Here is a 20,500-nt window from a genome sequence, read left to right on the forward strand (position 1 = left end):
CGTCGGCGCGGCCCGCGAGCCCTCGTGTCCGGTGAGCCCTTGTGTCCGGCATGGGGCGGCCCACCTGTGGCGTGTCCGGTGTGCGACTGCGGTGGCTCCGCTCCTGGGCCGGGTGGCGCGCGTCGGCTTGTGCCCCCCGGCCGGACTCCGCGTCGGCCTGTGCCCTGTGGCCCCCGGCTCAGCGCGTCGGCGCGGCCCGCGAGCCCTTGTGTCCGGTATGGGGCGGCCCACCTGTGGCGTGTCCGGCGTGCGACTGCGGTGGCTCCGCTCCTGGGCCGGGTGGCGCGCGTCGGCCTGTGGCCCCGTGGCCCCCGGCTCAGCGCGTCGGCGCGGCCCGCGAGCCGCTGTGTCCGGCCTTCGGCCCATGAGCACCGGGGCCGGTGCCCTAGGCCCCCGGGGCCCGGAAGGCGACCTGGCGGCGGGTGGCCTCGTCGATCTCCTCCGTGGTGAGGAGGGGAGTGGCGCGGGTCTGGAGGCCGCCGCTGGCCTTGACCGCGAGGGCGACCGCGGCCATGTCGACCCGGTCGGGGAACTCCACGATCAGGATGGCGTCCATCTCCCCGAAGGCGTAGTAGATGGCCTCGACCGAGCCGCCGAGGCCGCCCACGACCTGCTCGACGGCGGCCCGCCGCCCGCTCGCCCCTTCCCTGAGCAGCCCTTTGGCGCCCTCTTGTGTATAGGTCGCCTGGATGAGGAACTTCGGCATCGGGACGCTCCCTGACCCTCGCTTGTCCGGTACGGGTACGCACACTGCCCTTCCCCCCGGCACCCGGCCCGCCCTCCGCCCGGCACCGGATTCACCCGGTAGCAGCCACGCCCGCCCCGCAGCATCGACGCACCCCGTGTCATCCTTCCTTCGTCCCTGTGTCGGAACCCCGGCACCCTGTTCGACATCAAGCAGGTGGACAGGGCACGGCGCACGGACGACACAGGGGCAACGCGGTGAACAGGTGGATCAGGGGGGCGGCACTGGTCTGCGCTCTTCTCGCGACGGGTGCCACGACGGGATGCGGGACCGAGTCCCGGGCGGACACCCGGGCGGACAGCCGGGAGGCCACCCCCTCCGCTTCTCCCTCCGTCTCTTCCTCCGCCGGGCACTCGAAGCCGTCCCGTGACGACGGGCGTGACGCGCGGGCGGCCGTCGAGGCCGCCTACCGCAAGTGGGGTCTCGCGCCGCTCGCCGCCCCGCCGGCCCCGCCCGCCGTCAAGCCGGTGCGGCTCCGGGCCGACGGCGGCCGGGTGCCGGTGATCAGCGAGATACCCACCCGGGAGAAGATCGTCTTCCTCACCTTCGACGACGGGGCGGAGAAGGACCCGGAGTTCGTGACGATGATGCGGGAGCTGAAGGTCCCCTTCACGATGTTCCTGACGGACGCCGCCATCCGCGCCGACTACGGCTACTTCAAGCGGCTCCAGGCCCTCGGCAACGGCGTCCAGAACCACACGCTGACCCATCCCGACCTGCGCACCCTCGGCGCGTCCGCCCAGCGGCAGGAGATCTGCGGCCAGCAGACCAGGCTGAAGGACGAGTACGGCACCACGCCGCGGCTGCTGCGTCCGCCCTACGGCAACTGGAACGAGGACACCCGCGCCGCAGCCGCCTCCTGCGGCCTCGAGGCGATCGTCCTGTGGCGCGAGTCCATGCAGATCAAGAACATGCAGTACCAGTCGCCCACCAGGAAGCTCCACCCCGGCGACATCATCCTGGCCCACTTCCGCGGCCCCTCCGAGCTCAAGGGCACGACGATCACCGAGATGACGGCGAACCTCCTCCGCCACATCCAGGAACAGGGCTTCACGGTCGCCGCCCTGGAGGACTACCTCTAGATCTCGTGTACTGGTACCGCCTGCGCATCCGTACGGCCGCCGAACCGTGGGCAGGGTGGCAGGGGCTCGGCGGCCCCGAGTTCGAACGGGTCCCGGACGCGGCCCTGCGCGACTCGACCCTGGAGGCCTGGGCCACCGCCTTCCTCCAGCAGGCCCGCGCCGAACTCGACGACCTCCGCGGTGACCTCCGGATCGAGTGCTACGACGAACCGGCCCCGGCCCCCGCCACCACACCCGTCCTCACCGCCCAGGTACCCCTCCCCTAGACCGCTCCACCGCCGAGTGGCCGAATGTACCGGCATCCAAGCGCACTTCCGGTTTGTCCTACAGGGCAAGCCGCTTGCCCGAAAGGGAAGTTCACCGCGCCTGGAGGATCCGATGCACCGTCGCCTCGTCATCTCGGCCGTCACCGTCGCCCTGTGCGGCACCACACTGGCCGGCACCGCCACGTCCGCCTCCGCCACGGCCGCCGCCGTCGACTGCCGCAGGGTGAAGTGCGTGGCGCTCACCTTCGACGACGGACCGGTCGCCGACACCCAGCGGCTGCTGCGGATCCTGAAGGAGCGGAACGTCCAGGTGACCTTCTACCTGGTCGGCAAGAACGTACAGCGGTACCCGTCCACGGCGCGCACCGCGGCGGCGGCCGGTCACCAGATAGGCAACCACAGCTGGGACCACGCCGACCTGACCAGACTGAGCAGCGCGGCCGTCAAGTCGAACATCTCCCGCGCCGACACCGCGATCAAGCAGGCGACCGGCAAGAAGCCCACCACTTTCCGCGCCCCCTACGGCGCCCACAACGCCACCGTCCGCGCCGCCGCCGCCCGGCCGCTGGTGCACTGGAGCGTCGACACCCTCGACTGGAAGTACCGCGACACCGCGCGGCTCATCAGGGTCGTCAAGGCGGACACCCGGCCCGGGGACATCGTCCTCATGCACGACATCCACAAGACGACCGTCGACGCGGTGCCCGGCATCATCAACGGCCTCAAGGCCCGCGGCTTCCACTTCGTGACCGTGGATCAGCTCTTCGCCCCGAACACGCTGCCCTCCGGCAAGGTCACGTACCACAACCGCGCCGCCTACCGGCCGTGAGCCGCGGCCCCCGTCCGGAACGGCCTGCCGTGGTCGTCGAAGCGCAGGGTGCCCCGCGACGACGTGGGACCGACTGCTTCCGGCCTTGAATCGTCCCCGCCCCCGCCGGGGTCCTCCCGGCGGCGGTTCAGGAGGCGGTTCAGGCGGGCTGCCAGAGCTCGATCCGGCGCCCCTCGGGGTCGGTCACCCAGCCGAACCGCCCGACCCCCTCCATGTCCTGCGTCTCCTCGGCCACGTCCGCCCCCTTGGCGCGCAACTGCGCGAGCATCGCGTCCAGGTCGCGGACCCGGAAGTTGAGCATGGTCTGCTGGGCCCGGTCCCCGAAGTAGTCGGTCCCGGCCTCGAACGCCGCGAACACCGTCGGCCCGGCCTGCTGGCTCCACACACCGTTGTCATCGGCGTCCAGCCCCAGGCAGTCGCGGTACCAGGCGCTCAGACCCAGCGGATCCGCGGCCCGTACGAAATACCCACCGATTCCCAGCACACGTTCCATGGCGCCATCCTGCCAGCGCCGTGGCCCCGGGGGGTTCAGGGCGCGCAGCCCCTGACCGCCCAGGCCCGGGCGGTCAGGGGGATGGATCCGTCCGTGGTGCGGGGGAGGGTCGCGACGAGTGCGGCGCGCAGTTCTTCCCGGTGGTCGGGGGGGAAGGGCGGCGACGTAACCCGGGGCGGGGCCCTGGTCCGAGAGGAACGGGTCCCACAGGTCCGGGACGTCGGTGAACACGGTGGGGACCGTGACCGGGAGGACGGAGACGCCGGTGAGGCCGGCGTCCGCCCACACCGCTCGCAGGGGGTCCGGCCGGCAGACGGGGAATCTGCGTCCCTCGTCCAGCGGGGCGGCGGAGGGGTCCAGCGCGACGGCCGTGTCCCAGAAGAGGCGGAGGAGGTCCATGCCCTCGGCGTAGTCCCACACATAGGCCGCGACCGGGCCGCCCGGCCGGACGGCGCGGGCCATCTCGGCCACGGCCCCGGCCGGGTCGGGCAGGAAGTTCAGGGCCAGACCGCTGACGGCCGCGTCACCGCACGCGTCGCGTACGGGCAGGGCCATCGCGTCGCCCACCAGGAAGGCCGCCGGGGACGGGACTCCGGCCGCGGCGGTGTTCACGAACGCCGCCGACCGGTCGACGCCGAGCACCAGGCGGGGCCGGCACAGAGCGCTCACCACCGCCGACAGCACACCGGTGCCGCATCCCACATCGAGCCACCGCAGTCCGTCCGGGCGGTCGAGCCACGCCACGAACTCCTTCGCGACGGCCCGGCTCCAGCGCCCCATGTACCGCTCGTACGCGGCTCCGTACGACCACACCGATTTCCCTACGGAAGATACTTTCGCGAACTTCTATTGTAGACCCCGGGTCGTACCGCTTTCGGGGCACGCGGATACCCGAACAACCGGCATCTCACTCTCCGACGTCCTCGTTAGACGGTTGTGACACACACTGAAATGCCTACAGTCGGAAACCGCCGCTCGATCATCATGTTTCCTGTGACATCCGATGAAGGGGATGTATTTCTCGATGATTGTTCGGACCTGCTCGCCGATTTTCTGAGAAGTATGAGTCACATCGAGAGCGAGTATCTGCGGGCGATGGCCGGACTGTAGGACCTGTGTGATGGATGGCTTTTACAACGAAGAGATGTCCTACGACCCGTCGTTCACCACGCTCGAGATGCAGTGGGATCCGGCCGAGGAGCTGGCCCAGCTGCTGTCCGGGGGGTCCGCGGCCGGGGCGATCCCCGATCCGAGGCCCCCGCTCAGGCCGCCCGGCCGGGCGGGGCACCGGAAGATGCGGCGGCACCTCCAGGCCGAGACCGCGCGGCTGCCGGAGAACCGGCGCAACGCGCATGTCACGATCCTGATCGCGATGATCTCGGTCTGCGCGGTCTGCATGCTGGGCTGGTCGTTCACCTATTCCTATGCCCAGCTCCGCGGCACCGCGTCCTCCGTGCTTCCGGAAAGGCTGGCGCAATGGTGGCCGCTCACAGTGTACGGGCCGTGGTTGGTGGCCGCCCTGTCCGTACTCCGGGCCACGGTCCAGGGGCGGAGCGCACGGGGTTCCTGGTGCGTTCTGCTGGGCGCCTCGGCCATGGCGGTCAGTCTCTGCATCAGCCATGCCTCGCATTCCCTGCTCTCGCTGGTCATCTACGGAATTCCGCCGATCACCGCGCTGGTGTGTTTCTGGGAGATCGTCGGCCAGGTCTCACCCAAGACGGCCAAACCCCGCCACGCCGCCGACGAACGCCCGCGCTGGGCGGCGGGCGGGGCGAACATCGCCTGACGGCATGGATGCAAAGGCTGCTACATTCGCCCTCGTGTCGAGTGAGTCGGCCGGCGGGCGGTCCGCCCCGGCCCGGCAGACGGGGCCGCTCTACGCGGCCGGGTTCACCACCGCCTTCGGTGCGCACGGCATCGCCGCCAGCCTCGGCGGCCACACCGACGACGCGGTCACCTCCCTGCTGGTGCTCGGCGGGCTGCTCGCCCTCTACGACGGTGCCGAGGTCGTCCTCAAGCCGCTGTTCGGCAGTCTCGCCGACCGGGTCGGCGCCCGCCCCGTGCTGCTCGGCGGGCTCGTGGCCTTCGCCGGCGCGTCCGCGCTGTACGTCGTCGCCGACAGCCCCGGCTGGCTGTGGGCCGCCCGCCTCGGCCAGGGAGCCGCGGCCTCCGCCTTCTCGCCGTCCGCCTCCGCCCTGGTCTCCCGGCTGAACCCGGCGGCGAAACAGGGGCGGGCCTTCGGCAGCTACGGCTTCTGCAAGTCCCTCGGCTACACCCTCGGTCCGCTGCTCGGCGGCGTCCTGGTATGGGCCGGCGGGCTGCGCCTGCTGTTCGCCGTCCTCGCGGTGCTGGGCGCGGCGGTCGCCGTCTGGGCCGGGCTCGCCGTTCCCGTCGTGCCGCCGCTGCCCAGGGCCCGGCAGACCGTCCTCGACCTGGCCCGCCGGCTGGCCGACCCCGTCTTCCTCGCCCCGACGGCCGCGCTCGCCGCGGCCACCGCGGCGCTCTCGGTCGGCGTCGGGTTCCTGCCGGTCTCGGGCCGCGCCGCCGGACTCGGCACCGTGGCCACCGGGGCGGCGGTGTCGGTGCTCGCCGGCTGCGCGGCCGTGGTCCAGCCGCGTGCCGGACGTGCTCTGGACGAAGGCCGCCTCACCACCCGGACCGGCCTCGCCGCGGGGCTGTCGCTCACCGCCGCGGGTCTGGCCTGCGCGATGCTGCCGGGGCTGACCGGCATCCTCCTCGCAGCCGTGCTGATCGGCGCCGGCACCGGACTGATCACCCCGCTCGGCTTCGCCGCCCTGGCCGCCGGCACGCCGACGGAGCGACTGGGGCAGACCATGGGTGCGGCCGAACTGGGCCGTGAACTGGGCGACGCGGGCGGTCCCTTGCTCGTCGCCGCCGTCGCCTCGCTCACCACGCTCACCTATGGCTTCGGGGCGCTCGCCGTGCTGACCGGGGCCGCCGCGACGGCCGCGGTCGTCCATCGCCGCCCGCCACCGTCCCCGTCCCGACCGAAGACCGAGGGGTGACACGGAGGGACCGGCCGGCCCCCGGTCCCTACCGGTCCGTCGGGAAGAAGCCGTTCGAGTACATCATGTCGCAGGGGCCGGTGGCGGCCTCCAATTGGCGTAAGGAAATGTTCAGCGCGTGCAGAAGGGCGAGCGTCTGGCGGAAATTCCCCGGCCAGCGGTTCGCGGCCTCGGCCTTCCGGTACACGGCGGCATCCATGTGGATGGTCCGCGTCAGCCGCGGCACGCTGAATTGCCGGACCAGCCGGTGTTCGGCCAGTGTGCGCGGTTCCCCAATGCCCATCAGTTCACTGGTCCGGCACCACAACACGTTCGCCAGGGCGAACAGTTGACTTTCGGTCGGGACATGCGCACCGCTCTCCCAGGCGATGACCAGTTCGGCATCGACGGGGGCGTCGAACACTTTCATCTCCCGCGCCACGTCTTGCGGTGACATACCCAGACGCAGGCGGGCAGAGAGGGAGTTGGCTGCGCGAAACGACGGTCTGTCCATGCCTCGGTGCTTCCGTGAGGTGCGGGCCTGCGCCGAGACTAGGGCCCAACTCCCAAGTAACCAGCGTGACTTGGGGAAGCTCTGCGCGCTCGGCCCCTCGTGGGCTGCCCTTTCGAGCACCCTCCCGGCCCGGCGGCCAGGCGCTCCGCGGGACCGGTGAAAAAGTCCTTCCGGCACACCCAACCGCCGCGGGGAATTCCCCCTCTACAGAGGCGAAGGCGCGCACTGACCTCGCGCGCCGATTCGTATCCGAGGGGAATCCGAGACTTCATGAAGAACAAGCTGACCGCCGTGGCCCTTGCGGCGATCGTCGTCGCCGGTACCGCAGCCGCCGCCATTCCGGCCTCGGCCGCCGCCGCAAAGGCCGCGCCGACCCGCTGCCACACCGCCGACCTGAAGGCCGGTTTCGCGCTGGGGGACGACGCGAAGCCGGAAATGGGGCAGACCAAGAAGCAGACGCAGGCGTACATCTGGTTCACCAACAAGAGCAAGCGCACCTGCACCCTGTCCGGCTTCGCCGGGGTCGACATGGTCGGCGCCCAGAAGACCGACGGCACCTGGTCCCTGGCCCGCTCCTCCAAGGCGTCCGAGAAGATGGTCCTGGAGCAGGGCGACACGGTGGACTTCAGCATCGCGCTGCTCCCGGTGGCCGCCTCCACCCCGAAGGCGCAGAAGTTCGTCCCGGCGAAGTTCCTGGTCACCCCGCCGAACGAGACGGCGCACTTCACCCTGACCTGGCCCTTCGGCGGCCAGATCCTCAAGCAGGACGCCGCCACCCACCCGGGCACCTACGTCAACCCGATCGGCCGGTAACCGCCCGGACGACCCCGGCGTCGTGTGTCTCCCCGATCTCCCCGATCTTCCTGACCTGCCCGATCTGCCATGTCCGTGACATGACTAGGATGGGCCGACTTCGGGGGCTGAGGGGGAAAACGATGAGGGTACGACGGAGATCGCTGGCGTTCGCCGGGGTGGCCGCGCTGGCTCCGCTGCTCGTCTCCGCGGCTTCCGCGCAGGCGGCGGCGGGCTCGCTGACGGTCACCACGCTGGGGCGGCACGGCGGGAAGGTCTCGACGACCGTCACCGTCGTCGCCGTACCGTCCGGGCAGACGTACAGCGTCAAGTCCGGCAAGCGGATCAGCCTGCCGGCGGGGCGCTACATCGCGATGACCGACATCTACGAGAGCGCCGCGGACGGTACGGGCACCGACACCCTCGGCGCGAAGGTCGTCAAGGTGTCGGGCGGCACGTCGGTGACGCTCGACGCGCGCAAGGGCAAGGCCGTGAAGGTGTCGCTCGACACGCCCGCCGACGTGACCGGCCCCGCGCGGATCAGCGCGCAGGTGTGCTCCGCCGCCGGCGACATGCCCTCCGCCTACAGCGTGAGCGGCTGGAACGACGCGGGGTCCCTCTACGCGATCCCGAACTCCTCCAAGCTGCTGCAGTTCGGGTACCTGGCGCAGTGGTCCGGCAACGACAGCTACGCCGTCGTGAAGAACACCACGGGCATCCCGGCGGCGCCCGGTGGGTCGTACAAGCGGTCGGGCCTGGCGACGATGCGCTTCTCGGTGCGCGGCGGTACGCAGATGGCCCGCCAGGTCGGCACCGCGCTCCAGGCCCGGCCGAAGACCGACGACTGCACGACCGACCTGTGGGCCGGGGTCCACGACGACACCGCGCCGTACACCGCCACCGCCCATGTGACCCCCGGGACCTGGCAGCCGCGCGACGACATCTACGCGAGCAACGGCGACAACGTCGGCGGGGGTTTCCCGAAGGCCAGGACGCTGAAGGCGGGACAGACCGCCACCCAGTACTACGGCCGGGCCGTGTGGGGTCCGATCCACCATCTGCCGAAGGTGTGGCAGAAGTCCGTCTACTTCGCTCCGGACGCCCTGATCGGCGACCCCGACGTCGGCGACACCGGGAGCGACCCGACGAAGGAGACGGTGGTCCTCTCCAAGGGGGGCACCACCGTCAAGAAGAAGACGCTGACCAACTGGGCCAACTCGGACTCCACGTTCTCCGCCCGCATCCGCTCGGCCGGCTGGTACCGCCTGACCGTCGACGCCCGCCGTTACCGTCCGGGCATCACCTTCCCCGCCGGGATGCTGTCGTCGCGCGTCACCCTCGACTGGCGCTTCAAGGCCGACCCCGCCAAGGCGGCGGTCGCGTCCGTCTTCCTGACCCGCTTCCTGCCCACCGGGCTGAACAGCGACAACCAGGCCGCGCCGAACAGCACCACGACGGTCGCCGTGAGCGCCCTGCGCAGCTCCCAGGACCCCGACACGAAGTTCACCAAGGTGACCGCCAAGTCCGTCCGGGTCTGGTCCTCCGCCGACGGCGGCAAGACCTGGAAGGCGGCGACGGTCACGCACTCCGGCTCCACCTGGCGGGCGTCCGTCCACAACCCGGCCTCCGGCGCGGTCGCCCTGCGCTCCGAGGTGACCGACTCCGCCGGGGGCCGCTCGGTGGAGACGGTGTACCGGGCGTACGCCATCGGCTGAGCCGCGTGGATCCGGCATGCAGGACGCCGGTGCGGCCCGGCTTCAGCAGCGACGGTCACCCGGCCGTTCAGTAGCCGTAGCGGTCCTTGAGGTGGCGCCAGAAGTCACGCAGCATCCACTTGTCGAAGGGGGTGATCTCGGTGGCGCTGCCTGCGTTCATGATGAAGCTGGAGACACCGGTCGGCGTCCAGTCGTAGAAGTCGTCCAGACCGAAGGTGTGGCCGACCTCGTGCAGGTAGATGTGGATGTCCTCCTGGTCGAGGGCGTTCACGAAGTACTCCTGGCCGACGCGCTGGCCCCAGTCGCCGCCTGCGCCACCCTGCATGCCCTTGGTGAGCCAGAGGGACTCGTCGTAGTGCTCGGTCTCCTTGCCGGGGCACTGGGAGTAGTCGGCGTCCTGGTGGAAGAAGCGGCCGCAGTCGGGTGCGCACTGCGGGGCGCCCTCGCTGTCGAGTACGCCGGTGTACACCTTCACCGCATCATCCGACCACTGGAGCGTGGAGCGGTTCCTGACGGCCCAGCCGACGACGTTGATCTTCACGTCGGTGTAGGGGAAGGCGTTGTAGCCTTCGCCGTTCTCCAGCAGGGCGTGGATCCATTTGTTGTACTGCGTCTGGAGCGCGGCGTGGATCCTGTCACGGGTGGTGGCGGTCACCGGGTTGTCGGAGTCCCAGCGCACGCAGTAGTTGATCGTGCCCTTGTTGGCGACGACCTGGTCCCAGCCGTAGTTCCTGAAGCCGTACAGGTCGGAGTACGTCGACTCCACGTGGTTCCAGACCTCGTCGAGTGGCTTCACCAGGCCGGAGGGCGGGTTCCACTCGTCGGCGGCGGCCTTGGGGGTGGCGGAGACGGTGGGGGTGGCGGCGGCGGAGGGCGAGGCAGTGGTGGCGGTCGGTGTGGGGGACGCCGACTCGCTGAACGTGGGCGTCACGTCGGCGGACGCCGTGGGTGTGGCCGTCGAGCCGACGACGTCGCACGTCCTGCCGTTCAGCTTGAACGACTTGGGCGCGGGGTTGGAGCCCGAGAAGGACGCCAGGAAGCCGGTGGAGATCACACCGCCCGCCGCCAGTCCGCGGTTCGAGGCGGTGCTGGTGACGGTCACCTTCTTCCCCGACTGCTTCCACTTGCCTTCCCAGCCGCGCGAGACCTTCTGCCCCGCGGCGAAGCCGAAGGTCAGCTTCCAACTGCTGAGTGCCGTACTCCTGTTGTTGGTGACGGCGACCACGCCCTGAAAACCGTCACCCCACTGGGAGACGACCTTGTAGGACACGCTGCACGGGGCGGCGGACGCGCCGTTGGCCAGGATGGGCACCGCCGCCACACCCCCTGCCACCAGGACACCGGCGACGGCGGCGGGAACAGGTCTCAGGAAGCGTCTGCGCAGACGGTGACCGGCGAGGGGGCGTGAACTCATGCGGGACTCCAGGGGTGCTGTGCGTGCTGGAACTTCCCCTTGGTCGCCGCCTGCCGCCGCAAGGTTGCCGTCAGCGGTCCGAAAAAACGCGGTGGTCGGCTCGCTGCCACGGTCAGCGGCAGCGAGCCGGCACTCACCTCACCACGAGGGCGTCAGCCGACGGTCCACTTCTGGCTCGCCGCACCCGTGCCCGTGAGCTGGACGACCGCCGCTCCGGTCGTCGTCGCATTGCTCAGCACACCGATGTTCAGCCCGCTGTTGACGTTCACCAGCATGTAGACGCTGCCGGTGTAACTGCCGACCAGGTCGAAGAAGAACTGCTGGTTGGTGCCGCCGTTGCAGGTCCACTGGATGAGCTGGCGGTTCTCGGCGGTCGACTTGCTGGGGACGTCCAGGCACAGCCCGCTGTTGACGTTCTTCAGCGTGTAGATGTTGTCCGAGACCTTGGTGAGGGTCCACCGCTGGTCCGCCCCGCCCGTGCCGGTCGCCTGGATGACGGTGGCGTTGGTGGCGGTGGAGGCGCCGGTGACGTCGAGCAGCATGGAGCTGCCCGAGTTCGTCAGGGTGTGGGCCGCCGCACTCGGCACGCCGCTGTTCGGCGTCCAGGTGCCCGCCTGGACATCCAGTGACCAGGCCGGGTACTGGCCGAGGTTCACCGTCGTGCCCCTGATGGTCAGCGGCAGCCAGATGAGCTGGGACGCGCCGAGGTCGGAGGCGTTCCAGCGGTCACCGGCGTAGATGTACGTCGTACCGGAGGTGCCGGCCACCGTGATGATGTTGGCGGTCTGGCTGCCGTACGTCTTGGTGCCCGGGGCCGCGAAGTTCCTCATCGCCGACCATGTGCCGCCGACCGAGGTGGCGGTGGAGTAGACGTTGTCGTTCAGGCTCCAGCCGGTCAGGTGCGAGGCCAGCAGGTAGTAGATCCCGTTGGCCTTGATCATCGCGGGTGACTCGAAGCTGTTGGCGCCGCCGCCGCTGCCCAGGATGGCGACCGTGCTCAGCGGGGTGAGGTAGTCGCTGGAGAGCAGGTCGATGCGCAGGCCGTTGTTGCGGTCCTCCGACATCAGGTAGGCGGTGCCGTCGGTGTCCTGGAACAGGCCGATGTCACGGCTCAGTTGGCCCAGCGGGCGGGAGCTCCCCCGATAGTCGTAGGCGCCGCAGGGCGTGCTGCTGGTCGCGACACCGACCTTGGCCTCGGAGTAGGTGAGGCTGTCGATGTGCACGTACATCACGTACTTCTGGGTGGTCGCGTTGTAGATCACCTTCGGCCGCTCGACCACCCGGGACGGGCCGAGGTCACCGCTGCTCTGGAGGGACAGCGCGTCGCCCCGGTACGTCCAGTTCGCCAGGTCGGTCGAGCTGTAGCAGGAGATGGCCTGGAAGGACGTGTTGGACGAGGTGGTGCCCGTCTTGTTCTCGCCGAAGCCGTACCAGGTGTCACCGACCTTGATGATGCCCATGCCATGGAGCTGCAGGGTGTTGCCGCTGGTGTCGGTCCGTGCCGCGCCGGTCGTGAAGGTCACGGTGGTGGCGGCCTGGGCTGCCGAGGCGGGCATCAGGAGCGCGGCGACACCTGCCAACAGGGTCAGCAGCAGGGCGGCGGCGGTGCGCCATGGGCTGTGGCCGTGGCGGTGATTCTGGTCGGCGGACGTTCCTTGGGGCATGCTTCTTCACCTCTTCTTCGAGGTCCCGGGCCCGCGTCTGTCCGGAGGCGGGCACAGCGGTGCCGCTTGTGCTTCGGAGACGGGGAGGGCCTGGTACGGAGGAACCTGGTACGGCGGGGCCGTGTGGGGCGGCGCCGGGTCCGTGACCGGCTGACGGGAGGACGTACATATCCGCTGTATGGCGGGTTAATGACAACTGTCGAGACAAGCCCTGTCAAGACATCGGCGTTGGTTTCTGTTTCTTTTTGACTGATCCCGTCGGATGGATGGGTCGAAGAACCACGTCGTCGGTGATCGGCGACGCCCCTTCGTGCCCTCGATGGAGGAATGCTCCTCCTATCCGCCTATTTGTCTCACTCTGGCTCCTTCCTTGCGACGAAACGTTTCCTCACACCTGTTGACCAGTCGGAAGGTCGGCGCGTAGAACAGCCCCTGCGAGTCGACGACGGTTCGGTACTGGTGGATTTTGTTCGAGAAGTGGCGTCTCGCGCAGCAGGCCGTTGTAGCGCCCAGGAGAGGTGTGCACGCCATGGAAACTTCCGCATCCGGGAACCTGCCCGACCGTCCGCCCACGACCGAGCGGCCCGGGGGGCTGTCCCGACGAGGGCTCCTCAAGGGGGCGGCGGTCACCGCAGGGGGTGTGGTCATCGGCCTCGGTTACGTGTCCGTGGCGGAGGCGGCGGACTCGTCGATCACGGCGACCTCGCCGGACGGCACGAACAGGATCACGCTGTCCCTGGTCGGCGGGGTGCTCCAGTGGTCGGTGAAGCGCGGCGGCACGACCGTCCTCAACCCCTCGGCACTGGGCCTGGTGCTGAGCGACGGCACCGAACTGGGCACGCGCACCGTGTCGGTGACCAACTACCAGCACTGGACCAAGGACAGTACCTGGACCCCGGTCTTCGGTCGCAACGCGACGATCCGGGACCACTACCAGGAGATGCGCTGGAACCTGCGGGACGGCACCAGCGGTGTCGGCTTCTCCGTCCAACTGCGTGCCTACGACACGGGTGTCGCGCTGCGCTGTGTCCTGCTCGACAAGGGCAGCTCCACCATCTCCGACGAGCTGACGACCTGGGCCTTCCCCGACAACACGACGGTCTACAGCGCCCGGGACGAGGGCGCCTACACCCCGGTCGCGCCGGACGCCATCCCGTACAGCGGCACCTCCAGCACCGACAACGGCAACCTCAGCGACCTGCCGCTGCTGGTCACCCTGGACAGCGGCCTGTGTGCCACCGTCTGCGAATCCTCCCGGGTGGACTACCCGCGGTCGATGGTCAGCTCCGTCACCGGCGCCGGCAACACGCTCAAGACGTACCTGATGAAGAAGTCCGCCCGTTCCGCGGGCACCACACAGAACACCACGACCGTCACCACGCCGTTCGCCACGCCGTGGCGTGTCCTGGTGCTCGGTGACGAGGCCGGCGACCTGATCGACAACGCCGAGCTCGTGCTCAACCTCGCCCCGGCCTGCGCCCTGCCGGACACCTCCTGGATCAAGCCGGGCAAGGTGTTCCGCTGCGAGCTGACGACCGCTGCCGGGACCCAGGGCGTGGACTTCGCCGCCGCCCGCAACCTGGACTACATCGAGTACGACGCCGGTTGGTACGGCCCGGAGTTCACCACCACCGACGCGACCGCCGCGATATCCGCCATCGACCTGCCCGCAGTGATCGACTACGCCACCTCCAAGGGCATAGGGGTCTTCCTCTACGTCAACCGGATCGCCGCGACGGACCCGGACACCCTGTTCGCCCTGTACAAGAGCTGGGGCGTGGCCGGTATCAAGCTCGGTTTCATCAACGACGGCACCCAGGCCATGACCAACCAGATCATCGCCTGGGCCAAGGCCGCCGCCACGTACGAGCTGCTGATCGACATGCACGACGACGTCCGGTCGTGGGGCTACGAGCGCACCTACCCCAACTGGATCAGCCTGGAGGGCGTCCGGGGCAACGAACAGTTCCCGACCGCCACCAACAACGTTCTCCTGCCCTTCGCCCGCAACGTCGGCGGCCCCATGGACTACACCATCTGCTACGGCCAGTCCCGCGACCAGACCACCAACACCCACCAGATGGCGATGGCCGCCGTCTACTACCAGCCGCTGAACTTCCTCTACTGGTACTCCAAGCCCTCCGCGTACGCCACCGCCGCCAACTGGCCGGGCCTCGCCTGGTTCGATGCCATCCCCACCACCTGGGACGAGAGCACCACGGTCGTGGCCTCCCTCGGCGAGTACGTCGCCGTGGCCCGCCGCAGCGGCAGCACCTGGTTCCTCGGCGTGATGAACAACGAGGAGGCGCGCACCGTGCCGGTCCCGCTGGGCTTCCTCGACAGCGGCACGTCCTACACGGCCACGATCTACGCCGACGGCACGGCCGGCAGCGCTCCGCACGGGACCCCCACGGTCGTCAGCACCCGGACGGTCACCTCCGCCGGCACTCTCGACGTGGCCATGACCAGCGCGGGCGGGCAGGCGATGATCCTCACACCGGCGAGCTGACTCGAAGGAACTGGTCCACTCGGCCAGGTCGGCGCGATTCAGCGGGCGCCGCGTGTCGGAGGTGCCGCGGCCCGGCTCGACCAGCCGCAGCAACAACTGGCGGGCGGCGCGCACCTGCTACGCGGCCGGGGCGAGCACCCGGCCCGTCCGCCGTCATCGGCCGGAGCAGCAGCCCGGTACCGGACAGCGCGTCGGTCAGGGTGAAGATCTCCTCGAACGGGTCGACCACCACCCAGCTCTCCGGCTCGGCCTCGGCGGGTGCCGGCAGGTGTCCGTACGTCTGCGCGGGCCGTGCGCCCGGGGTGAGCACCCGCAGCACCGCGGGGTGGCTCCGGAGGGCGATCTCCTCGCGCGCCGCTTCGGCGGCCTCCGCCTCCGCGGCCTGCGACACCAAGCCGTCCGGCATCGGCTTCAACGCCTGGAGCTGACGCCCCGCACCGCCGCCCCCGGCGGGGACACCCCCCATCCCGCCGGTGGCTGGTGGTGCAGGGACCCCTTACGCCCAGCAGCCGTTGACCGTGGCGGCGAGGCCGTCGAGGGCGTCCTTGATGTCGGACGGGCCCGCCGTGGAGTCGTTCTCGATGAAGGAGAAGACCTTCCAGCGGCCGTCCTGTGCCTTGGTCAGACCGCTGAGGGCGATGGCGCCGGTGAGGGTGCCGGTCTTGGCCTTGACCTTGCCGACGGCGCAGCTGGAGTCGGCGGTGTCGAAGCGCCCCCACTCCGGGCCCAGCGTGGCACCGGCCTCACCGGAGACGGGCAGCCCGTCGATGACGTACTTCAGCGTCTGGGCGTGCCGGGGGTCGGCGGCCAGGTCGAGGATGTCGGCGATGGTCCGCGCCGGGATCCGGGTCGCGCGCGACAGGCCGCTGCCGTCGTACACCGCGAAGTTGTCGAGTGAGATGCCGTACCGGGTGAGAACGTCGCGGACGACGGCGGTGCCGTCCTCGAAGGTGGCGGAGCGGCCGGCGCCGATCGCGGTGAGGCGTAGCAGGGACTCGGCGATGTCGTTGTCGCTGACCTTGAGCATCTGCTTGACGATCGTGGACAGCTTGTCGGAGGTGTGCGTGGCGACGGGTACGTCCCCCTTGCCGACGACCCCGCGCGTGACCTCGCCCTCGACGGTGACACCGTGCTCGGCAAGAAGCCCGGCGAAGACGCCGCCGGCGTCGAGGGAGGTGTCCTCGACGTTGTGGGAGTCGACGACCAGGGCGCGTACGGGGGCGATGGAGTCGGGGTAGTAGCCGGTGTTCCAGCCGGTGGCGAGGGTCGGCTCGGGGAAGAGGCTGTCGTCGATGCGGACCTTCACCGAGGTGAGCCCGGCATTCCCGAGTCCGGCGACGGCGGTCTTGGCGAGCGCGTCGAGGTCGTCGGTCGTCAGGGTGCGGTCGCCGCCGCCGACGAGGGTGAGCGTGCCGTCGCCGTACACGACCCGGGTGGTGAGCCGGTGGCTCGGGCCGAGCACCGTCAACGCGGCGGTGGAGGTGGCGAGTTTCGTGTTGGAGGCGGGCATCAGCGCGGTGTCCGCGTGGTGGCCCCAGACCACCTTGTCGGACTTGGCGTCGATGACGACACCGCTGAGGTTGCTGCCGAGCCGGGTGTCCTGGCTGCGGGTGTTCAGGTTGTCCGCGATCTTCTGCTCGGCGGCGTCGAGTGCGGTGGCACCGGCCTTGGCGGTGGCCTTGTCGGCGGCGAAGGCGGACGGACCGGCCAGGACCGCCCCGGCGACGGGGGCGGTCACCGCGAGCACGGCCGCCCGGCGCAGCACCGGGTTCGGCGTGCGGGCCTTGCGGTGGCGGCCACTGCTGCGGACTGCGGAGGGGAGATGCATGGGGGGCCTCGATATGCGTTTCGTGAGTGGGGTGACGTGGGCGATGAGGGGCGCCAGAAATTTTGAAAGTTAAAGTAACAGGATGATCTTTGCTGCTGATGGATTTCCGGTGAAGAACTGGCGCGGTCGGTCTGCCGTACGGCCGGCGCCAGTTGGCGCCCTTCGGTCTACTTTCGGTAGTACGCGTCGTAGATCGAGATCATCGATGTGTTGCCTTTCTTGTCGGTGACCTTGGCGCGCAGGGAGACGGACTTCCCCTTCGCCGGGTTCCTCACGGTGACCTTGCCGTGGGCGACCGTGACCTTCTTCCAGGTGCGGCCGTGGTCGTACGACGCCCACACCTTCAGCGACCTGAGGCTGCGGCCCGTGGCAGGTCCCTCGACGGTGACCGGGAAGGTGGCGGCCTTGCCCGTCACCCGGCCGTCCAGGCCGGTGGCCGGGCTGAAGCGGACCGAGGAGGCCGGGAGCCGGACGCCGTCCGCGCCGGTCTTCTTCGAGCGGAACGTCCAGGTGGCGTCGGTGCGGGTGGAGACGGCCGACAGCCGGGCGCTGCGTCGGACCGAGGTGGTCAGCCTGTAGGCGGCCTCGCCCGCCGGGACCCTGAACGTGGTACCGGTGACGAGCGGGGCGCGGCGGGTGGCGAGCTTCCTGCCGTCGCGGTAGATCGTCGTCGTCGCGGAGGTGATGTCCGACTCGCCGTCGTGGCCCGCGCTGTCGGTGAACGGGGGCAGCACGCCCGAGATCGTGTTCCCGTCACGGCGGACACCGCCGTCGGTGCCGGACGGCACCCGCGGTCCGAACACCGCGGTGTTGAAGCGGATCGGGTAGGTACGGCCCGCCCTGGGCGTCAGATAGTCGGGGACCGAGGAGCTCACCTCGGCGACCGGGTTGCCGTCCTCGTCCTTCTTCCCGGAGTACTGGTAGAAGTCGGGCCGCCACTGGGCGCCGCCGACGGCCGACACGTGGTACGTGCGGGTGCCGGGCAGCTTCTGCGGGACCTCGGCGGCGAAGCCGGACCGGTAGCCGTAGCCGTCGGGCACGATGGCGGTGAGCGCGACCCCGCCGGACTTCCCCGGCACCGAGGAGCCCATGCCGATCTTCAGCGTGGCGAACTCGGCCGCGGTGTAGTGGTGGACGTACGCGCCCTTGATCTTCTTCACCGGGGCGGCGGCCACGATGTCGTACTCCGTGTTCCCGCCCGTGGTCCACTGCCCGGACCAGTTCTGGGACAGGTTGTCGACCTTCGGGCCGATGTGCGCGAGCCGGATGTCGGAGAAGGAGCGCACGATGACGCCGTTGCCGTTCTGACCGCTCGGCCCCGCGTAGTACTTGTACGACACCCACGCGTTGAGCTGCCTGGCCTTGGGGTCGGGCACCGTGATGTCGGGTGACTTCGCCTTGTTCAGGTCCAGCGTGACGGTCATGTCCTTGGTGACGCTCAGCCGGGGCGCGATCAGCCAGTCCATGCCGCCCTCGTAGGTCTCCAGGTCCTTCGAGCTGACCGACTCCAGCATGTACGAGCCCGGCGCCACCCGGAGGGTGACGGTGTCGCCGGTGTGCTCGGGGGTGAGGGTCGCGCTCTGCTCAGGGCTGTCGATCGACGTCAGGGAGGCGATGTGCTTGGGGCTCTCCCCGGCGCGGTTCACGTACTTGAGGGTCAGGTCGTAGTGCTCGGTCTCCCGGATGACGCCCAGCGGTGTGGTGACGCTCCGGCCGTCGCCCGTGGCCGTCACCCGAGCCGACCAGCCACCGTCGAGCGTGCCGCCCGGCCGGGTGTTCACCGTGACGTCGACCGACGCGCTGCCGCCGGCCGGCACGGTCACCTCGTCCGCGCCGAGGGAGAGGAAGCCCACCGGGGCCGCCTTGCCCTCGGGGTCGCGGGCGGCGCCGGTGAGGCTCAGCGTGATGTCCTTCGCCCCGCTGTTGCGGTACGTCAGCTTCCGGGTGACCGGGGTGTCGTCGGTGTGCGGCCACTGCTGGAGAGGGAGGTCCAGCGCGGCCGGTTCGGCGACCACCGTCTGCGCGGCGGCCCGGTCGACGCGGATCTGGCCCGCGCCGCCCTGGAACGCCGTGTACGAGCCGGCCTGCGCGGAGGAGATGAGCGCGGTCTTCAGCTCGGTGAACGTCCAGTCGGGGTGCTGCTGCTTGAGCAGGGCGGCGGCGCCCGCGACATGCGGGGTCGCCATCGACGTACCCGAGATCGTCACATATCCGGCGGGCTTCTCGCCGACCTCCCTGGCGATGAGGCTGCCCTTGGCCGAGGCGGCGGTGATCTGCACGCCCGGTGCGGTGACGTCCGGCTTGAGCGTGCCGTCGACGGTCGGGCCCCGGCTGGAGAAGGAGGCCAGTCCGCCCTTGCCGTCGACCGCGCCGACGGTCAGCGCGTCGGCCGCGCTGCCCGGGGAGTCCACGGTCCGCGCGCCGCCCTCGCCCTCGTTGCCGGCGGCGACGGCGAAGAGAACGCCCTTTTCCTCGGAGAGCTTGTTCACCTCGGCCTCCAGCGGGTCCACACCGGGGGTGTCCTCGCCGCCCAGGCTGAGGTTGACGATGTCGGCGCCCTGCTCGGCGGCCCACTCCATCCCCGCGATGATCGAGGAGTCGTCGCCCCCGCCCTCGTCGTCCAGCACCTTGACGTTGAGCAGCTTCGCGCCCGGCGCGACCCCCTGGTACCTCCCCTGGGACTTGGCGCCCGTCCCGGCCACGATCGACGCGACATGCGTGCCGTGCCCGACGCGGTCGCCGGTGTCCTTGGACGTGGTGAAGTTCCTGGCCGCGATCACCTGGTCCTTCAGGTCCGGGTGGGTCGTGTCGATGCCCGTGTCGAGCACGGCGACCTTCACCCCCTTGCCGTCCAGGCCCTTCGCGTGCGCGGCCGGGGCGCCGATCTGCGGCACCGACCTGTCGAGGGCGGCCTCGCGGATGCCGTCCAGCCAGACATGGGAAACGCCGGGGGCGAGGGTGTCGCCCCGGGTGACCGCGCCCCCGTTGGTGACGGCGTCCCACAGCTCGGGCGTTTCCTGCCGGGGAGTCCGGACGGCGTCCGCGTTGAGGGTGCGGAAGGCCGAACGCAGCGTTCCGGTGTCCCGGACGTCGGCCCTGGCCGTCCTCGCCGTGCCCTGATAGCCGACGATGACCTTCAGACCGTTCTTCAGGCTCCCGCGGTCGGCCACCTTCCGCAGCTCGCCGACGTCGAACAGCCGCCGGTCCAGCCTGCCGTTCGCCACCAGCCGGGCCGCGTCCATCGGCACGACCAGGGTGTGACCGCCGACGGTACGCACCTGCACGGGCACCCGCTCGCGTCCTTTGGCCCGCTCCACGCCCACGACCTGGTTCCCACTGCCGAGGACCACACGGTCGCCGGTGATGAGGGTGACACGGCGGGAGCCGCCGCCCGCCGGGTTCCCGGCGGTGCCTTCGACGGTCGTACCGGCCGGGTCCGCCTGGGCTGCGGCGGTCGGGCCCGCGACGGTCATACCGGTGGTGAGTGCCGCGGTCGCGGCCACGGCCGCGACCGCGGCACTTCTCACGCGCTTACGCAACGATCCCCCTCTTGGTGTGTGTCGAGCGATCTGCTGGGATGTGCTGGGGCGGCGGTGATCCGTTGGGTTCTCCGGGTCCTCCGGGGCCGCTGGGATCCGCCGTCG

At 70.3% G+C, this 20,500-nt stretch carries 16 protein-coding genes and 2 pseudogenes; 8 read left to right on the top strand and 10 right to left on the bottom strand.

The genetic code is table 11. The annotated features are described in order from the left end of the window. Positions 1 to 385 precede the first annotated feature (385 nt). Positions 386 to 706: a GYD domain-containing protein gene (locus ACYQ8Q_RS24645; RefSeq protein ID WP_460067907.1), complete on the bottom strand. Its 321-nt coding sequence runs from the start codon at positions 704 to 706 to the stop codon at positions 386 to 388. A gap of 236 nt (positions 707 to 942) precedes the next feature. Here ACYQ8Q_RS24645 and ACYQ8Q_RS24650 point away from each other — a divergent pair, with 236 nt between their 5' ends. The 3 genes from ACYQ8Q_RS24650 (at position 943) to ACYQ8Q_RS24660 (ending at position 2,922) form a co-directional block, all read left to right on the top strand. Next, complete coding sequence (locus ACYQ8Q_RS24650) at positions 943 to 1,827, top strand: polysaccharide deacetylase family protein (RefSeq protein ID WP_460067908.1); 885 nt, start codon at positions 943 to 945, stop codon at positions 1,825 to 1,827. Positions 1,828 to 1,832: 5 nt separating this feature from the next. Beyond that, positions 1,833 to 2,093, top strand: a complete 261-nt coding sequence (locus ACYQ8Q_RS24655) for a hypothetical protein (protein WP_460067909.1) — start codon at positions 1,833 to 1,835, stop codon at positions 2,091 to 2,093. 112 nt (positions 2,094 to 2,205) lie between these two features. Further along, complete coding sequence (locus ACYQ8Q_RS24660) at positions 2,206 to 2,922, top strand: polysaccharide deacetylase family protein (protein ID WP_460067910.1); 717 nt, start codon at positions 2,206 to 2,208, stop codon at positions 2,920 to 2,922. 139 nt (positions 2,923 to 3,061) lie between these two features. On the opposite strand, the gene ACYQ8Q_RS24665 is transcribed toward ACYQ8Q_RS24660, so the two are convergent. Both ACYQ8Q_RS24665 and ACYQ8Q_RS24670 read right to left on the bottom strand, forming a co-directional pair. Then, the gene (locus ACYQ8Q_RS24665; RefSeq protein WP_460073471.1) at positions 3,062 to 3,415 is read right to left on the bottom strand and encodes a VOC family protein; all 354 of its coding nucleotides are present in this window, start codon (positions 3,413 to 3,415) and stop codon (positions 3,062 to 3,064) included. Between the two features lie 315 nt (positions 3,416 to 3,730). After that, positions 3,731 to 4,195: pseudogene (locus ACYQ8Q_RS24670) on the bottom strand (class I SAM-dependent methyltransferase); the annotation flags it as partial. Positions 4,196 to 4,559: 364 nt separating this feature from the next. Between ACYQ8Q_RS24670 and ACYQ8Q_RS24675 the strand changes: the two are divergent. Then, complete coding sequence (locus ACYQ8Q_RS24675) at positions 4,560 to 5,201, top strand: DUF2637 domain-containing protein (RefSeq protein ID WP_460067911.1); 642 nt, start codon at positions 4,560 to 4,562, stop codon at positions 5,199 to 5,201. A gap of 34 nt (positions 5,202 to 5,235) precedes the next feature. After that, on the top strand, positions 5,236 to 6,441 hold the full coding sequence (locus tag ACYQ8Q_RS24680; RefSeq protein WP_460067912.1) for an MFS transporter: 1,206 nt from the start codon (positions 5,236 to 5,238) through the stop codon (positions 6,439 to 6,441). A 28-nt stretch (positions 6,442 to 6,469) separates the two neighbouring features. On the opposite strand, the gene ACYQ8Q_RS24685 is transcribed toward ACYQ8Q_RS24680, so the two are convergent. Beyond that, positions 6,470 to 6,934 (bottom strand): helix-turn-helix domain-containing protein, encoded by a 465-nt coding sequence (locus ACYQ8Q_RS24685; RefSeq protein WP_460067913.1) that lies wholly within the window; start codon positions 6,932 to 6,934, stop codon positions 6,470 to 6,472. Between the two features lie 270 nt (positions 6,935 to 7,204). Here ACYQ8Q_RS24685 and ACYQ8Q_RS24690 point away from each other — a divergent pair, with 270 nt between their 5' ends. Next, a complete protein-coding gene (locus tag ACYQ8Q_RS24690; protein ID WP_460067915.1) occupies positions 7,205 to 7,747 on the top strand; it encodes a DUF4232 domain-containing protein in 543 nt (180 codons plus the stop codon). A 122-nt stretch (positions 7,748 to 7,869) separates the two neighbouring features. Next, positions 7,870 to 9,441 (top strand): hypothetical protein, encoded by a 1,572-nt coding sequence (locus ACYQ8Q_RS24695; RefSeq protein ID WP_460067917.1) that lies wholly within the window; start codon positions 7,870 to 7,872, stop codon positions 9,439 to 9,441. Between the two features lie 67 nt (positions 9,442 to 9,508). On the opposite strand, the gene ACYQ8Q_RS24700 is transcribed toward ACYQ8Q_RS24695, so the two are convergent. The 3 genes and pseudogenes from ACYQ8Q_RS24700 to ACYQ8Q_RS24710 form a co-directional block, all read right to left on the bottom strand. Beyond that, on the bottom strand, positions 9,509 to 10,372 hold the full coding sequence (locus ACYQ8Q_RS24700) for a hypothetical protein (protein ID WP_460073472.1): 864 nt from the start codon (positions 10,370 to 10,372) through the stop codon (positions 9,509 to 9,511). Between the two features lie 54 nt (positions 10,373 to 10,426). Next, a pseudogene (locus tag ACYQ8Q_RS24705) lies at positions 10,427 to 10,855 on the bottom strand (cellulose binding domain-containing protein); the annotation flags it as partial. A gap of 152 nt (positions 10,856 to 11,007) precedes the next feature. Next, the gene (locus tag ACYQ8Q_RS24710; RefSeq protein WP_460067919.1) at positions 11,008 to 12,519 is read right to left on the bottom strand and encodes an RICIN domain-containing protein; all 1,512 of its coding nucleotides are present in this window, start codon (positions 12,517 to 12,519) and stop codon (positions 11,008 to 11,010) included. 529 nt (positions 12,520 to 13,048) lie between these two features. On the opposite strand from ACYQ8Q_RS24710, the gene ACYQ8Q_RS24715 reads away from it, so the two are divergent. Then, complete coding sequence (locus tag ACYQ8Q_RS24715) at positions 13,049 to 15,028, top strand: glycoside hydrolase family 97 protein (protein ID WP_460067920.1); 1,980 nt, start codon at positions 13,049 to 13,051, stop codon at positions 15,026 to 15,028. Here ACYQ8Q_RS24715 and ACYQ8Q_RS24720 read toward each other — a convergent pair. The 3 genes from ACYQ8Q_RS24720 to ACYQ8Q_RS24730 all read right to left on the bottom strand — a co-directional run bounded on the left by ACYQ8Q_RS24720 (position 15,012) and on the right by ACYQ8Q_RS24730 (position 20,383). Continuing rightward, positions 15,012 to 15,443 carry a hypothetical protein gene (locus tag ACYQ8Q_RS24720; protein ID WP_460067922.1) on the bottom strand — a complete coding sequence of 144 codons (432 nt, stop codon included), beginning with the start codon at positions 15,441 to 15,443 and terminating at the stop codon, positions 15,012 to 15,014. The two genes, ACYQ8Q_RS24715 and ACYQ8Q_RS24720, sit on opposite strands and share 17 nt — an antisense overlap. A gap of 81 nt (positions 15,444 to 15,524) precedes the next feature. Next, complete coding sequence (gene dacB / locus ACYQ8Q_RS24725; RefSeq protein ID WP_460067924.1) at positions 15,525 to 16,856, bottom strand: D-alanyl-D-alanine carboxypeptidase/D-alanyl-D-alanine endopeptidase; 1,332 nt, start codon at positions 16,854 to 16,856, stop codon at positions 15,525 to 15,527. A 167-nt stretch (positions 16,857 to 17,023) separates the two neighbouring features. Continuing rightward, entirely contained in the window at positions 17,024 to 20,383 is a 3,360-nt protein-coding gene (locus tag ACYQ8Q_RS24730; protein WP_460067926.1) for a S8 family peptidase, read from the bottom strand. Positions 20,384 to 20,500: the final 117 nt, after the last annotated feature.

The organism is Streptomyces sp. YKOK-I1, assembly GCF_054660435.1.

Coding starts and splice junctions, on each gene's coding strand:
- ACYQ8Q_RS24675 (WP_460067911.1), top strand. CDS start 4,560: ATGTCCTACGACCCGTCGTTCACCACGCTCGAGATGCAGTGGGATCCG.
- ACYQ8Q_RS24645 (WP_460067907.1), bottom strand. CDS start 706: ATGCCGAAGTTCCTCATCCAGGCGACCTATACACAAGAGGGCGCCAAA.
- ACYQ8Q_RS24660 (WP_460067910.1), top strand. CDS start 2,206: ATGCACCGTCGCCTCGTCATCTCGGCCGTCACCGTCGCCCTGTGCGGC.
- ACYQ8Q_RS24695 (WP_460067917.1), top strand. CDS start 7,870: ATGAGGGTACGACGGAGATCGCTGGCGTTCGCCGGGGTGGCCGCGCTG.
- dacB (WP_460067924.1), bottom strand. CDS start 16,856: ATGCATCTCCCCTCCGCAGTCCGCAGCAGTGGCCGCCACCGCAAGGCC.
- ACYQ8Q_RS24685 (WP_460067913.1), bottom strand. CDS start 6,934: ATGGACAGACCGTCGTTTCGCGCAGCCAACTCCCTCTCTGCCCGCCTG.
- ACYQ8Q_RS24665 (WP_460073471.1), bottom strand. CDS start 3,415: ATGGAACGTGTGCTGGGAATCGGTGGGTATTTCGTACGGGCCGCGGAT.
- ACYQ8Q_RS24715 (WP_460067920.1), top strand. CDS start 13,049: ATGGAAACTTCCGCATCCGGGAACCTGCCCGACCGTCCGCCCACGACC.
- ACYQ8Q_RS24690 (WP_460067915.1), top strand. CDS start 7,205: ATGAAGAACAAGCTGACCGCCGTGGCCCTTGCGGCGATCGTCGTCGCC.
- ACYQ8Q_RS24710 (WP_460067919.1), bottom strand. CDS start 12,519: ATGCCCCAAGGAACGTCCGCCGACCAGAATCACCGCCACGGCCACAGC.